Genomic DNA, 13,569 nt, shown 5'->3' with positions numbered 1-13,569 from the left:
AATTTCTTTTTTGTAGTTTTTGAAAGTTTTTGATTGACTTTGAACGAAAATGGTGTATAATATAAATGTAAACGAATTCAGGAGGAGGGACACATGCTCGCGACAGAACGTAAAGAAAAAATAATGAGCTTGCTCAAAGAGCAAAGAACAGCGACGTTAGAAGAACTTTCGACAATAACAGATGCCTCTGTTTCGACTTTAAGAAGAGATCTTAATGATCTGGAAGAAGAAAATCTCTTGCGCCGTGTTCATGGAGGCGCAGAACTCCAACAAGACCTTTCAGAAGAGTTATCTATCTTTGAGAAATCTTCCAAAAACGTTCAAGAAAAAGAAAAAATTGCTGCTTTAGCCTTTGAAAAGATAAAAGAAGGCGATATTATCTACTTGGACGCAGGAACAACCGTTGCGCCGCTCTGTCATTTGCTTAATCAGTCGGGCAAGCGTGTCACTATCGTGACCAACTCGATCAGCCACTTACCAAAATTAACCAGTGAAAACCTCATCGTTTATTTACTTGGTGGTCGAGTAAAGCGTCAAACAGATGCCATCATTGGCAGTTCAGCCATCGCTCAACTTAGCACTTATCGTTTTAATCTTGCCTTTATCGGAGCCAATGCTTTTGATGAGGAGCTGGGAGCGATGACACCTGACAGTGAAGAAGCAGCGATTAAGACACAAGCTATCCGTCAAAGCCGAACAAGCTATCTCCTCCTGGACAGTAGTAAAATCGGTCAAACAAGCTTTGTTAAGTTTGCAGAAAGTGACCAAATAAAACTTATAACGGAGAAATTATGATATACACAGTAACACTAAATCCAGCCTTAGATTATTTCATGGATTTTGATCAGGCTGAACTTGGGCAAGTCAACCGAGCGTCAGAAACGCGTATGCTTCCTGGGGGAAAAGGGATTGTCGAAAGTCGTATGATGTCCCTTTTAAAAGTTGAAAATACTGCCCTTGGTTTTCTTGGTGGTTTCCCCGGGAAATTTATCCAAGATTATCTTGAAAATATCGGGAGTCAGTCTGATTTCACTTCAATTGCAGGAACGACACGTATCAACACAAAAATCAAAGTCAATGCGCAAGAGGAAACGTCCTTTGATGCCGCTGGACCTGACTTATCTGATGATGAAATTGAAGCCTTCCTAAGTAAATTTGACGACCTGCAAAGTGATGATATCGTCGTATTTGCGGGGACAATTCCTAAAACTTTAGGTGAGGACTTTTACGAGGTCTTGATCCAGAAAGTGAAAGCTAGAGGCGCACAGTTTGCTATTGATGTGGACGGTCAAAAGTTACTGAAAACATTGAAACATGAACCACTCGTCATCAAACCTAACCGTGAAGAATTGGAAGAAATTTATTCTGTTAAGTTTGAAACTAAAGAAGATATTATCCCTTATGGTCAAAAACTTTTAGCAGAGGGTGCACAAAATGTCATGATTTCTATGGCAGGTGATGGTGCCTTACTCTTCACAGGAGATGATACCTACTTTGCAGCTCCAATCAAAGGGGAGTTGAAAAACTCTATCGGTGCAGGAGATTCAACAGTTGCAGGTTTTCTTGCCGAGTGGAGTCGAAGTCAGGATGCTTTAGCTGCCTTTAAACAAGGTGTTGCCTGTGGTACAGCTAAGGTTTTCTCAGAAGACATGCCGAGTGAAAGCTTCTTAAAAGAATGCTTTGAAAAAGTTATTATAGAAAAACTATAGAAAAATAAGCGAAGATTAGAAAAGAGGAAGATTATGGAAATCAAAGATTTACTCAAAACAGAAGTCATGATTTTGGACCTTCAAGCAACGACAAAAGAAGCTGCTGTTGATGAGATGGTAAACAAGTTAGTCGCAGAAGGTTACGTTAGTGATTTTGATACCTTTAAAGCTGGAATCATGGCCCGTGAAGCGCAAACTTCAACTGGTTTGGGCGATGGTATTGCTATGCCACACAGCAAGAACAAAGCAGTTAATGAAGCTGTTGTTCTGTTTGCAAAATCAAACGCAGGTGTTGATTATGCAGCCCTAGACGGAAAACCTGTCAATCTTTTCTTCATGATTGCAGCACCAGAAGGTGCAAATGACACACACTTGGAAGCTTTAGCACAACTTTCTAAGTTCCTCTTGCAAGCTGGATTTACAGACAAAGTAAAAGAAGCAAAATATCCACGTCAAGTGTTAGAGCTTTTCTCTGAAGAGACAGAAGAAATTGAGCAAGTCACTGATAGCGAGCATTATGTTTTAGCCGTGACAGCATGTACGACAGGTATTGCACATACTTATATGGCTGAAGAAGCACTTAAAAAACAAGCTGCTGAGATGGGCATTGCCATCAAAGTTGAAACAAACGGGGCGCGTGGGATTGACCACAAGCTGACTGCTGAAGATATCCAAAAAGCTGACGGTATCATCGTTGCAGCGGATAAGAAAGTGGAAATGAACCGTTTTGCAGGAAAACCGATGGTGCAAGTTCCTGTTGCTGCCGCTATTCGCCAACCCGAAGAACTCATTAATAAGGCAGTTTCTGGTAATGCACCTAAATTTGAAGCTGATGCTGCTGATGAGGCAAAAGAAGAAAGCTCTGGCGGTATTGGTAAAGCCTTCTACAAGCACCTTATGGGTGGGGTATCCGCAATGTTACCATTCGTCGTTGGTGGCGGTATCTTGATTGCTCTTGCCTTCTTGATTGACCAATCGATGGGTGTTCCAAAAGATCAATTGGCCAACCTTGGCTCTTATCATCCAATCGCAGCTTACTTTAAAAATATCGGGGGCGCAGCCTTTGCCTTCATGCTTCCAGTCCTAGCTGGTTTTATCGCCAACTCGATTGCAGATAAGCCTGGTTTAGTTGCAGGTTTCGTCGCTGGTTCAATGGCTGCCTCTGGTCTTGCTTTTGGCAAACTTGATCCAGCTGCAATGATTCCTTCAGGTTTCCTTGGCGCATTAGTTGGTGGTTTCATTGCTGGTGGTGTTATCCTCCTCTTGCGTAAGCTCTTGACTGTCTTGCCTAAGTCGTTAGACGGGATTAAAGCCATCTTGATTTTCCCACTTTTAGGAACATTTATCACAGGATTGCTCATGCTTTTCATCAATATTCCGATGGCAGCAATCAATACAGGCCTTTCAAACTTCTTGAACAGCCTTAATGGAGCATCAGCTTTAGTGCTTGGTATTATCGTTGGTGGTATGATGGCGGTTGACCTTGGTGGTCCAATCAATAAAGCTGCTTATATCTTCGGTACAGGAACATTGGCCGCAAGTGTTGCCACTGGTGGTTCAGTTGTAATGGCAGCAGTTATGGCTGGTGGTATGGTTCCACCTCTTGCAACGACAGTTGCCGTTCTCTTCTTCAAAAATAAATTTACAAAAGAAGAACGTCAATCAGGTTTAACAAATATTGTTATGGGACTTTCATTTATTACAGAAGGATCAATTCCTTTCGGTGCTGCTGACCCAGCGCGTGCTATTCCTTCATTTGTTGTTGGTTCAGCCTTAGCAGGTGGACTGGTTGGTGCAGCAGGTCTTAAATTGATGGCGCCACATGGAGGTATCTTCGTTTTAGCTCTAACAAATGGACCACTTTTATACCTTCTCTTTGTTTTGATTGGTGCTCTTGTTTCTGGTTTGATGTTTGGTTATTTGAAAAAAGAAAAATAATATTTTAAATAACAAAAAAGCTTGAATTTCAGCAACAAATCTGTTAGAATATTAAGGTCTAACAAACTTTGGTCTGGCAAACAGTCCAAGGCAGAAAGGAAATTTTGCAAAATGAAAAAAGACATCCATCCTAATTACCAACCTGTTGTATTCTTAGATACAACAACTGGTTTTAAATTCTTGAGCGGTTCAACTAAAGGTTCGAAAGAAACTGTTGAATGGGAAGACGGAAACACTTATCCATTGATTCGTGTGGAAATCTCTTCTGACTCACACCCATTCTACACTGGCCGTCAAAAATTCCAAGCAGCAGACGGACGTATCGCTCGTTTCAACAAGAAATATGGAAAATAAAAAAAGTGCTTCGGCGCTTTTTTATTATCGTTTTAATTTTCTAAATTCAATCAAGGAGAATAAGGAGTAAATTCTAAATGTCTTTTAGTTCATTGGGCTATAAAAATTAAAAAAAATATCATATAATAGAAACAGATAGTACACACATATAAAATTAAAGGCATGCTTGAATATGCCTTATTTTAAACTTACTATAAAGATAAAGGAAAAATGAAATATGAAATGGTCTATTTTAGAAGTATCAAAAAAGAAAACAATTAAATTTGAGGAAGAACTTGATTTAACACAAGAGCTTAAGCAACGCTCAGAAGAGATTCTTGATGCAAAGCCTGTAAAGGTTCAAGGGCAAATCGCCTATGATGACGGTATCTATTACTTGGATTATACACTGGAAGTGGATTTGACTTTGCCCTCATCACGCAGTTTAAAGCCCGTAGAGTACCTCATGTCAATCGCCGTTAATGAAGCTTTCACAACTGAAGAATTTCTTAAAAAGAATGAAGATTTACTGGATAGTGACATGATATTTACATTGGAAGCAGATTGGATTAGTCTGTCAGAATCAGTTGCTGATAATATTCTTTTAGAAATTCCGCTACAGATTTTAGCAGAAGATGAGAAAGTTGGTGCAGCAAGTTTGCCTTCTGGTAAGAACTGGGCTGTCTTGTCTGAAGCAGACTATCAGAAGCAAAAAGAAGAAGAAGCAGACAAAGAAAATAAATCCCCTTTTGCAGGGTTGGCAGATCTCTTTTCTGAAGAAAAGAATTAATAAAAATCTCATAAAACACTTGCAACAAAATTACAATTATATTATAATTTCATTATAGAGAAAATAAAATTAAAAGAAAAGATATTAATGAGGCTAAACTATGAATTCATCTAAACGTATTTTAATTATCGAGGACGATAAAAACATTGCGAGATTTGTTTCACTTGAGCTTGAACACGAAGGGTATCAAACTGCGGTTCAAGACAATGGTCGTAAAGGTCTTGAAGAAGCGATGTCAAAAGATTATGATTTGATTTTGCTTGACTTGATGCTCCCAGAGCTGGATGGCTTTGAAGTTGCACGACGCTTACGCCGTGAAAAAGATACACACATTATCATGATGACTGCACGTGATTCAACAATGGACCGTGTTGCTGGTCTTGATATTGGAGCGGATGATTATATTACAAAACCATTCGCAATTGAAGAGTTGTTAGCACGTGTGCGTTCACTCTTCCGTCGTGAAGATCATATCCATACTGTTGAAAAGTCAGACAACACTTCATTCCGTGACTTGGTAATTGATAAAACAAACCGCACAGTACACCGTGGTAAAAAAGTCATTGACCTTACACGTCGTGAGTACGACTTACTCTTGACTTTGATGCAAAATGTGGGGGACGTCGTAACACGCGAATACTTGGTTTCTGAAGTATGGGGTTACGAAGAAGGTACAGAAACAAACGTTGTTGACGTTTATATCCGTTACCTACGTAACAAGATTGATGTCGAAGGCCGTGAAAGTTATATCCAAACTGTTCGTGGCATGGGATATGTCATGCGTGACCGCAAATAACATAGAGAATACATAAGAAGATTTCTAGTGGTTTTGCCACTAGATTTATTCCTTTTATGGCGCTGAAAAGAAATAGAAAAGTGCGACATGGTAAAATTTTTTGATTCTAAGAAGAAAAAAACAGAAAGTCTTCCCGAGCGTAAGCGGAGCATCATGCTACGTTGGGCATTTGCAAATACGATTTTTTGTTTTATTACTTTCACTATTTTTACAGTATTGGTTTATCAACTAACGATAACTACTTTCATCAATTCTGAAAAAGAGGATATGATGAGGGCTTTAAATAATGTTGAACAAAGTCTGTCCCAATCGGTAAACAAACTGTCAGAAGAAAATCTTGCGAATTATTTGGCTTATGCCAAAGACTACACAGCCTCCAGTCAGGGAAGAGAAAATGAACTTGAAACACTAGGAAGTATGATTGGTTCAAGAAAGTCCTTTTATGTCTTCGATGTAGGTGAGAACCTGATTTACTCGACCAATTCGTATGGTTTTCCTCTAAGGAAAGATGTGGGTAATTCATCGCAAGCTGTACGTACATTTGGCGAATATTCTGGTTATTTGGTGGAGCGACCTGTGCACTCCAAAAAAACGGGTGAACTGATCGGCTATGTACAGGCTTTTTATGATATGAGCTATTATTATAGTGTGCGTACAAAGCTACTTGTTGCCTTGATTATCTTAGAAATTATAGCTCTCTTTATAGCTCAGTTTGTTGGTTACTTTATGGCGAGTCGCTATATCAAGCCTTTGGAACATTTGCACGATGCAATCACTACACGTGCCAATAATTTGAAGGCAGATTTCAAACCTGTCGTTATTCAGACGGGGGATGAAATTGAGGAACTTGCAACAGTTTATAATGATATGATGATCAAGCTTAATGATTACGTTGATCAGCAGAAACGTTTTGTTTCCGATGTCAGTCATGAGTTACGGACGCCACTTGCAGTTTTGGATGGGCATTTGAATCTCTTGAATCGTTGGGGGAAAAATGATCCTGAAGTGCTTGAGGAGTCTTTACAGGCCAGTATAGAAGAAGTTAGTACGATGAGAACGATGTTGGAAGAGATGCTCGCATTGGCGCGTCTTGAAAGCATTGATTTTCAAGATGAAGACCTAATCTGTGATCCAACAGAAGTTTCGAATTTTCTTAAGAAAAATTTTCTACTCATCCATCCTGATTTAAAGTTAACTGTTGAAAATGACTTGCCATCAGGAAGATTAGCACATATATATCCCAACCATTATGAGCAAGGTTTGAAAATATTGATTGATAATGCGATAAAATACTCGCCTGAAGATCGTCAAGAAGTCCAGATACATCTTGAAGAAGATGATGAATATATCATTACAACTGTGGAGGACCGTGGTTATGGTATTAGCCAAGAAGATTTAAAACATGTATTTGAACGTTTCTTCCGTGCGGATAAAGCACGAAATCGAGATATAGGAGGAACTGGGCTTGGGCTATCTATTATTCAACGTATAGTGGAGAACTATGAGGGAGATGTTAGCGTGACTTCCGTTGTAGGAGAGGGTTCAAAATTTACTTTAAAAATTCCTAAGATTAAATAAACTTAAAAAGTCTAGTGAGTATCTAAAAGTACTTGTTAGGCTTTTAATCTTGCTCTTATTTTTCGAGTTTTTTGATAATTAGAGAAAATTGTTGACATTCATTTAAAAAAAGGTTAAGATTTAAATTACAATATACAAATAAAATGATAGAGGTCGCAATGAATAGGAAGTTTTACTGAGCTGGACAAGCGTTGAAGTAAAACGGAGGAGACATTGCCGAAATGAATTCACTCGTCCAGGTGAGTTCGTTGGGGCAGCAAGGGATACTTGCTGAACTGTCGCAGTTTTGCGGAGTGCTATTCGTTACTTACTGATAATATGAATCACGTACAACGTTTAGCAACCTCTCTGTGTAAAGGTTGCTTTTTATTTGGAAAAATGAAAGAGAGAGTATTATGAGAAGAAAAAACTTATTCTTACTTGTCGCGACGTTGTTTACGGCATTATTTATCGGGAGTTCAAAAGTGAGTGCAGATCAGTTCCGTGTCGGAATGGAGGCTGCGTATGCCCCTTTTAACTGGACACAATATGATGATAGCAACGGTGCTGTCCCTATTGATGGTGTGGATGGTCAATGGGCAAATGGTTACGATGTACAAGTAGCAAAAAAACTTGCAGACAAGTTAAATAAAGAATTGGTGATTGTAAAATCAAGCTGGGATGGTTTGCTTCCTGCACTGAAATCTGGGAAGATTGATGGCATTATCGCAGGGATGTCACCAACTGCTGAACGCAGAGAACAAATTGCCTTTTCAGAGCCGTATTATACATCTAACCTTGTAATGATGGTCAAAAGTGGCGGCCCCTTTGCTCAAGCATCGAGCTTAGCAGACTTCTCTGGTGCAAAAATTACTGCCCAGCTGGGGACTTTCCACTATAACATGATTGACCAGATTGAAAGTGTTAATAAGCAAACAGCAATGAAAGATTTTTCAAGCATGCGAGTGGCTTTACAGAGTGGAGCTATCGATGGTTATGTGGCTGAACGTCCAGAAGGAGTGACAGCAGAAAAAGCAAACCCAGACTTCAAAATGATTGAATTTAGCGAAGGAAAAGGTTTTGTTACAAACTCTGATGATACAACAGTCGCAGTAGGTTTACGTAAAAATGACCCCAACTTGCCTGTGATTAACAGCTTTTTGACAAGTTTTACGCCTCAAGATCAAAAAGATCTGATGGATGAAATGATTGCTGCCCAGCCAGAAGCCAAAACACAAGGCGCTTGGTATGATCAAATTATCAGTATTGTAAGAGATAACGGTAAACAGTTTCTTAATGGTACAGGGATGACTTTATTCATCTCTCTGATTGGTACGATTATTGGTACGATATTAGGTCTTCTTATTGGTGTTTATCGTACTATTCCAGAAATCAGTAATAAATTTTTAGCCTTTTTACATAAAGTATTTGGCTGGTTCATTTCAGCTTATATTGAAATTTTCCGTGGAACACCAATGATTGTTCAAGCAATGGTGCTTTACTACGGAACCGCTCTAGCTTTCGGATTGAGCTTAGATCGGACTTTAGCTGCACTCATTATTGTGTCCATCAATACGGGTGCTTATATGTCTGAGATTGTACGGGGCGGAATTTTCTCTGTTGATCAAGGGCAATTCGAAGCTGCACAAGCTATTGGTATGACTCATGGACAAACTATGCGTAAAGTTGTTCTGCCACAAGTCTTACGAAATATTCTTCCCGCAACAGGAAATGAATTTGTCATTAATATTAAAGATACATCAGTCTTGTCTGTAATTTCAGTAACAGAGCTCTTTTTCCAAGGGACAACAGTGGCGCAACAAAACTTTATGTATTTCCAAACCTTTGCTGTAATCTGTGCAATTTACTTTGTCTTAACATTTACAGTGACACGTATTCTACGCTTCGTAGAAAGAAAAATGGATGGACCAGATGCATATGTCCCAATCCAAAATCAAATGCAAGTACAAGAACCGGGGGACGCTTAAATGACAGCAATCTTAGAAATCAATCATTTAAAAAAATCATTTGGTAGTAATGAAGTGTTGAAAGATATTCACTTGACGGTAAATCAGGGCGAAGTTATTTCGATTATTGGCTCATCTGGAAGTGGTAAATCAACATTACTTCGTTCGATTAATTTATTGGAGAAACCTTCTGGTGGAGAAATAATTTATAAAGGTGAAAATGTTTTAGAAAAAGGCTTTGATATTCCAAAGTATCGCACGCATCTTGGTATGGTGTTCCAAAGTTTCAACTTGTTTAACAATATGAATGTTATCGAAAATGTTATGGCTGGGCAAGTTACAGTATTGAAAAAAAGCCAGGAAGAAGCTCGATCTGTTGCACTCGACAATCTAGAAAAAGTGGGGATGGCAAGCTTTGCTAATGCCAAACCTGCACAACTCTCCGGCGGACAAAAACAACGTGTGGCAATTGCTCGTGCGATTTCCATGAATCCAGACGTGATTTTATTTGACGAGCCGACTTCAGCACTTGATCCTGAAATGGTAGGCGAAGTCTTACAGACAATGAAAGGACTGGCTGAAACAGGCTTAACAATGGTTATCGTCACTCATGAAATGGAATTCGCGCGTGATGTAAGTGATCGTGTAATTTTCATGGATAAAGGGGTTATCGCTGAAGAAGGACGACCAGCAGAAATCTTCGGAGCTCCGAAAGAAGAACGGACGCGTGCATTTCTTTCACGCTTCTTGAAAGCTTAAATAAAGAGAGCATAAACTTGCTCTTTTTTCTTTGCAAAAGATATCTTATTTTCATAGTAAAACTTTCAAATACAAACTCTATATTGAAAAAATAGGTAAATAGCGGTAAAATAGAGGGAAGTAGAAAGAATAGGAACAATGAAAAAAATCAAAACTTTTGAAGAAAAAAAAGTACTCATCCTTGGATTAGCAAAATCAGGAGAAGCTGCAGCCCGCTTGCTTCATACTCTAGGTGCACACGTAACTGTAAATGACGGAAAGGCTTTTGAAGAAAACCCTGCCGCACAAGCCCTTTTGGAAGAAGGCATTGAAGTTATCTGTGGTAGCCATCCCCTTGAACTTTTAGACGAAGATTTTGATTTTATGGTAAAAAATCCAGGTATTCGTTATGATAACCCAATGATAAAGAAAGCATTGGATAAAAAGATTCCAGTTATTACGGAAGTAGAACTTGCTTATCTTGTTTCGGAAGCCCCAATTATTGGGATTACTGGAACCAATGGTAAAACAACAACAACAACGCTGATAGCAGATATTTTAAATGCAGACGGGCAATCTGCAAAATTAGCAGGAAATATTGGTTTTCCTGCCTCTGAAGTAGCTGCCCATGCGACTGCTCAAGATACTTTGGTGATGGAACTCTCAAGTTTTCAACTGATGGGAATTGTAGACTTCAAGCCTCAAATCGCTCTCATTACTAATATCTTTTCATCGCATTTAGATTACCATGGATCACAGGAAGCTTATGAAGCTGCAAAATGGCGGATTCAAGAAAACTTAACTTCTGAGCAATACCTTATTCTCAACTTTAATCAGGATAAATGTCGTACTCTAGCAGAGCATACAGCAGCTCAAGTTGTGCCATTTGCGACGGAAAATAAAGTTAATGGCGCTTATTCGCTGGAAGGTAAACTTTATTTCCGTGATGAATTCATCATGGAAGCAGTAGACTTGGCTTTACCTGGAGAGCATAATCTTGAAAATGCATTGGCTGCAATAGCAGTTGCTAAGCTTTCAGGTGCTAAAAATGAGGCAATTATTGAAGTATTAACCAGTTTTTCAGGTGTGAAGCACCGTTTGCAGTATCTCGGTAAACTTGCAGGACGTAAAGTTTACAATGACAGTAAAGCCACGAATATACTGGCTACAGAAAAAGCATTGTCAGGTTTTGAAAACAGTCGCTTATGGCTCTTAGCTGGCGGATTAGACCGCGGAAATGGCTTTGAAGAACTCGCGGATTCTGTAACAGGAATTAAAGGTATGGTTCTCTTTGGGGAAACTGCACCGAAGCTGCAAGAGCTTGCTGACCAATTACAAATTCCAACGCTCCACAGTGAAAATGTTGCAACTGCACTGAAAGAAATTTTTGAAAAAACAGCGGATGGAGATACGATTTTACTTAGTCCTGCTTGTGCCAGCTGGGATCAGTATAAGACCTTTGAAGAACGAGGAGACATGTTTATCAAAGCTTTCGAAGAATTGAAAGGTGAATGGAAATAGTATGAGAATTATTGTAACAGGAGGCGGAACGGGAGGTCATATCTATCCTGCACTAGCCTTTATAAATCATCTGAAGACTATAGAGCCGAATTCAGAGATCCTTTATGTAGGTACCGAACGTGGCTTGGAGAGCAAGATTGTACCTGCAGCAGGTGTGCCTTTTAAAACCGTAGATGTACAAGGTTTTCGTCGTAGCCTTTCTTTAAATAACTTTAAGACAATCTACAAGTTCCTGAAATCTACATCAGATGCGAAGAAAATTGTTAAGGATTTTAAACCTGATGTGGTTATTGGAACAGGAGGCTATGTGGCTGGACCGGTACTTTACGCAGCAGCTAAGCTCAATGTTCCAACTATTGTTCATGAACAAAACTCAATTCCAGGGATAACAAATAAGTTCTTGAGTAAATATGTGGATAAAGTTGCGGTTGCTTTTGAAGCAGCCAAGCCTTTCTTCCCAGAAGCCAAAACAGTTTTTGCTGGTAACCCACGCGCTCAGGAAGTTGCAACTTTAAAAGCTACCGATATTTTGGAAACAGAATATCAGCTCCAAAAAGATAAGAAAACGGTAGTTATTTTTGGTGGGTCACGCGGTGCCCAAACAATTAATGAGGCAGTAAAAGCTGCTCTACCAAAGTTTGCGGGAGCAGATTATCAAATTGTCTATGCTTCAGGACAAATCTATTTTGATGAAGACCATGAAGAGTTTACAAAATATGCCGATGCTACAAATATTGCGATTCGTCCTTATATTTCGAATATGCTCGAAGTTCTTGCATCATCAGATTTAATATTGTGTCGTGCAGGTGCGACGACAATTGCTGAAATTACTGCACTTGGCTTGCCGACGATTTTTGTACCTAGTCCAAACGTTACAGCAGACCATCAAACAAAGAATGCCCAAGCCCTTGTGGACATTGGTGCTGCTAAGATGATTAAAGATGCGGAACTTACAGCAGATACAATGCTTGCGAGTATTTCTGAAATCTTTTCTGACGAAGAGCTTTATCAAGCTATGTCTATAGCCAGCAAAAAAGCAGGTGTACCTGATGCTAGTGACCGACTCTATCAACTTGTGAAAGAAATAAAAAAATAATGAGTGAAGAAAACCTTACGCCTTGGCAAAAGAAAAATCTTGAATACCAGCGCCGTAAAGCAGCTGAAAATCAAGAAAAGTCTGAAGAACCCAAAAAACGGAAGTTTTTAAAGAAAAAAGAAGATAATGAAGATGATTCTACCGAAGCTCAGGAAAAAATTGAGCATCAAGAATCTTTTATAGAAGCAGAAGAATTTGAGCAAGGATACTCAAATGATTTTGTGGAGGATTTTGGTGAAGAGCAAGAACCGGAGCCTTCTTTTTTTGAAGGGAGTTTCGAAGTTTTTAAGAAGATGTGGCCCGTCTTACTCTTGGCAATCGTATTGTTTTTAACTTCGATCTATGCGGTATCTCCGATAAGTAAAATTGGAACATTTTCGGTATCAGGTAACAAAAATGAGTCTTTTGAATCTATCGTACAGGCTTCACGTTTGAAGCCAACAGATAGGATTTATGGAGTACTTAGAAATAGACGAGCTATTGAAAATAGTATTGTTCAGCAATTTCCTCGTGTCAAAGCCGTTAATTTACACGTAAGCTTCCCCAACAATATCGAAGCAAAGGTCACAGAGTTCGAAAAAGTTGCTTATGTGGAACAAAAAGGTAAAACTTATCAAGTACTAGAAAGTGGTTATATCCTCAAAGACCAAGAAGTAGCTAAGGATAAAATTTCTAGCCTTCCGGTGCTCAAAAACTTTTCCGATGAAGAGGTAGAGAAGTTTATTACAGCCTATATGAAACTGAAGCCTGAGATACGTCGATTGATTACGACAGTTACAAAGACGCCGACTAAAGTAACCAAAGACTTCATTGCTTTGGATATGTCAGATGGAAATCAGGTACGGGTTTCTCTCAGTCAAATTACAGAAAAGGTTCCTTACTATCCAAGCATTGCGAAGCAACTTCAAGCGCCACAAGTGATTGATATGGAAGCAGGAATTTATGCAAAGCCAAAAGAAGATTATCTGGCTGATCTAAAAAATCCTGAAGGAAATAAAAAATCCTCAGAAAATACAACTGAAATTACAGCAACCCAATAACAAAACTGAAAGGATAGCCTTTCAGTTTTGTTATATTATCTTACTAAAAAAACGTTTGTTTCTTTCAAAGAGACAAACGTTTTC

Annotated in this window: 12 protein-coding genes and 1 riboswitch; all 12 genes read left to right on the top strand. The window is 39.0% G+C overall.

The features are described from left to right. Positions 1-93: 93 nt before the first annotated feature. The 12 genes from VNN39_RS01405 to VNN39_RS01350 all read left to right on the top strand — a co-directional run bounded on the left by VNN39_RS01405 (position 94) and on the right by VNN39_RS01350 (position 13,485). On the top strand, positions 94-795 hold the full coding sequence (locus tag VNN39_RS01405; RefSeq protein ID WP_338997732.1) for a DeoR/GlpR family DNA-binding transcription regulator: 702 nt from the start codon (positions 94-96) through the stop codon (positions 793-795). Further along, positions 792-1,709 carry a 1-phosphofructokinase gene (gene pfkB, locus VNN39_RS01400; protein WP_338997731.1) on the top strand — a complete coding sequence of 306 codons (918 nt, stop codon included), beginning with the start codon at positions 792-794 and terminating at the stop codon, positions 1,707-1,709. The genes VNN39_RS01405 and pfkB overlap by 4 nt, the downstream gene beginning before the upstream one ends. Before the next feature lie 33 nt (positions 1,710-1,742). Continuing rightward, a complete protein-coding gene (locus VNN39_RS01395; RefSeq protein WP_338997730.1) occupies positions 1,743-3,647 on the top strand; it encodes a fructose-specific PTS transporter subunit EIIC in 1,905 nt (634 codons plus the stop codon). A gap of 111 nt (positions 3,648-3,758) precedes the next feature. After that, the gene (locus tag VNN39_RS01390; protein WP_003135050.1) at positions 3,759-4,001 is read left to right on the top strand and encodes a type B 50S ribosomal protein L31; all 243 of its coding nucleotides are present in this window, start codon (positions 3,759-3,761) and stop codon (positions 3,999-4,001) included. Positions 4,002-4,218: 217 nt separating this feature from the next. Next, positions 4,219-4,770 (top strand): YceD family protein, encoded by a 552-nt coding sequence (locus tag VNN39_RS01385; RefSeq protein ID WP_165711405.1) that lies wholly within the window; start codon positions 4,219-4,221, stop codon positions 4,768-4,770. Positions 4,771-4,870: 100 nt separating this feature from the next. Continuing rightward, the gene (locus tag VNN39_RS01380) at positions 4,871-5,566 is read left to right on the top strand and encodes a response regulator transcription factor (protein ID WP_017368870.1); all 696 of its coding nucleotides are present in this window, start codon (positions 4,871-4,873) and stop codon (positions 5,564-5,566) included. A gap of 87 nt (positions 5,567-5,653) precedes the next feature. Continuing rightward, the gene (locus VNN39_RS01375; RefSeq protein ID WP_338997729.1) at positions 5,654-7,144 is read left to right on the top strand and encodes a HAMP domain-containing histidine kinase; all 1,491 of its coding nucleotides are present in this window, start codon (positions 5,654-5,656) and stop codon (positions 7,142-7,144) included. A gap of 139 nt (positions 7,145-7,283) precedes the next feature. Then, a riboswitch (Lysine riboswitch) is annotated at positions 7,284-7,451 on the top strand. An 88-nt stretch (positions 7,452-7,539) separates the two neighbouring features. Then, entirely contained in the window at positions 7,540-9,111 is a 1,572-nt protein-coding gene (locus tag VNN39_RS01370; protein WP_338997728.1) for an ABC transporter permease subunit, read from the top strand. Then, positions 9,112-9,849, top strand: coding sequence for an amino acid ABC transporter ATP-binding protein (locus VNN39_RS01365; RefSeq protein WP_338997727.1), 738 nt, complete (start codon positions 9,112-9,114; stop codon positions 9,847-9,849). It begins immediately after the preceding gene. Positions 9,850-9,987: 138 nt separating this feature from the next. Continuing rightward, positions 9,988-11,349 carry a UDP-N-acetylmuramoyl-L-alanine--D-glutamate ligase gene (gene murD, locus VNN39_RS01360; protein ID WP_338997726.1) on the top strand — a complete coding sequence of 454 codons (1,362 nt, stop codon included), beginning with the start codon at positions 9,988-9,990 and terminating at the stop codon, positions 11,347-11,349. Between the two features lies 1 nt (position 11,350). Continuing rightward, positions 11,351-12,445, top strand: a complete 1,095-nt coding sequence (murG, locus tag VNN39_RS01355; protein WP_338997725.1) for an undecaprenyldiphospho-muramoylpentapeptide beta-N-acetylglucosaminyltransferase — start codon at positions 11,351-11,353, stop codon at positions 12,443-12,445. Then, positions 12,445-13,485 carry a cell division protein FtsQ/DivIB gene (locus tag VNN39_RS01350; RefSeq protein ID WP_165711399.1) on the top strand — a complete coding sequence of 347 codons (1,041 nt, stop codon included), beginning with the start codon at positions 12,445-12,447 and terminating at the stop codon, positions 13,483-13,485. Before murG ends, VNN39_RS01350 begins: the two co-directional genes overlap by 1 nt. The last annotated feature ends 84 nt before the right edge of the window (positions 13,486-13,569 follow it).

Origin of the sequence: Lactococcus formosensis, from assembly GCF_037892375.1 — a bacterium.
Classification (GTDB): Bacteria; Bacillota; Bacilli; order Lactobacillales; family Streptococcaceae; genus Lactococcus; species Lactococcus formosensis.
Note: the sequence above shows the minus strand (reverse complement) of the source record. Positions and strands in the feature narration are given on the sequence as shown.

Coding starts and splice junctions, on each gene's coding strand:
- VNN39_RS01370 (WP_338997728.1), top strand. CDS start 7,540: ATGAGAAGAAAAAACTTATTCTTACTTGTCGCGACGTTGTTTACGGCA.
- murD (WP_338997726.1), top strand. CDS start 9,988: ATGAAAAAAATCAAAACTTTTGAAGAAAAAAAAGTACTCATCCTTGGA.
- VNN39_RS01405 (WP_338997732.1), top strand. CDS start 94: ATGCTCGCGACAGAACGTAAAGAAAAAATAATGAGCTTGCTCAAAGAG.
- VNN39_RS01365 (WP_338997727.1), top strand. CDS start 9,112: ATGACAGCAATCTTAGAAATCAATCATTTAAAAAAATCATTTGGTAGT.
- VNN39_RS01390 (WP_003135050.1), top strand. CDS start 3,759: ATGAAAAAAGACATCCATCCTAATTACCAACCTGTTGTATTCTTAGAT.
- VNN39_RS01375 (WP_338997729.1), top strand. CDS start 5,654: ATGGTAAAATTTTTTGATTCTAAGAAGAAAAAAACAGAAAGTCTTCCC.
- VNN39_RS01385 (WP_165711405.1), top strand. CDS start 4,219: ATGAAATGGTCTATTTTAGAAGTATCAAAAAAGAAAACAATTAAATTT.
- murG (WP_338997725.1), top strand. CDS start 11,351: ATGAGAATTATTGTAACAGGAGGCGGAACGGGAGGTCATATCTATCCT.
- VNN39_RS01380 (WP_017368870.1), top strand. CDS start 4,871: ATGAATTCATCTAAACGTATTTTAATTATCGAGGACGATAAAAACATT.
- VNN39_RS01395 (WP_338997730.1), top strand. CDS start 1,743: ATGGAAATCAAAGATTTACTCAAAACAGAAGTCATGATTTTGGACCTT.
- VNN39_RS01350 (WP_165711399.1), top strand. CDS start 12,445: ATGAGTGAAGAAAACCTTACGCCTTGGCAAAAGAAAAATCTTGAATAC.
- pfkB (WP_338997731.1), top strand. CDS start 792: ATGATATACACAGTAACACTAAATCCAGCCTTAGATTATTTCATGGAT.